This window comes from Oleiphilus sp. HI0066 (assembly GCF_001635725.1).
In genome coordinates, this window is sequence record NZ_LWFH01001768.1 from 1 (window position 1) to 802 (window position 802).

Here is an 802-nt window from a genome sequence, read left to right on the forward strand (position 1 = left end):
TCAAACAAGTTATTAACGAATTCTTACTTCGCTCTCGTCATGAGGGTGAAGGTCTGGGCGTTTACAGTAAAGCGTTAAACGATATCAGCTCAGAAGTGAATACAACGCAAGATATCGCTGAGCTTAAGCTCATGATCGCTCAACTGATTGAGCATACTAAAGAGCGAGAAGCCGCCACTTGCGCAATGCAAGAGTCACTTGAAAGCATGTCTAATGAAATGCAGCGTCTAAAAAATGAAGTAGCGCGATTGAGTGGCGAAACAAGCGTAGACCCTCTAACACGTATTTCGACGCGGGCTACATTTGATGAAGACTTAGCAATGCACATATCTATGAGTCAATCTCAAGACGAAGCACTTTCATTGGCTATTCTAGAAGTCGATCAGTTCGATCAATTCAGAGATAAGTTTGGCGATACGATTGGCGATAAAGTCTTAAAATTTATCTCCACACTATTCAAGAAGCACTTAAAGGGTAACGACTTAATTGCGCGCTATGATGAGTATAGTTTCGCGCTGCTCTTACCAGATACTCAACTTGAAGGTGCAATTACCGTAGCAGAAAATTTGCGCCAACGTCTCGCAAAACAAACACTCTCGGACAGTGCAGAGAAGTTACAGCTCGGCACTATTACTGTTTCATGCGGTGTCGCAGAGTTAAACAAGAATGATGATATTAAGAGCTTTAATAAACGCGCGGAAGCTTTGCTAAGCGCAGCGCGTTTTGAAGGAGGTAATCGAGTCCAGAGCTGACGCGATTACACGTTACTGATTAGTGTTCCTACGCCTTCATCAGTAAATAT

Annotated in this window: 1 protein-coding gene; it reads left to right on the top strand. The window is 42.9% G+C overall.

Features of this window, described 5'->3' with window-relative positions; translation table 11 throughout:
- On the top strand, positions 1–752 hold a 752-nt coding region (locus A3738_RS27445), incomplete at its 5' end, for a GGDEF domain-containing protein (RefSeq protein ID WP_156504544.1).
- Between the last annotated feature and the right edge of the window lie 50 nt (positions 753–802).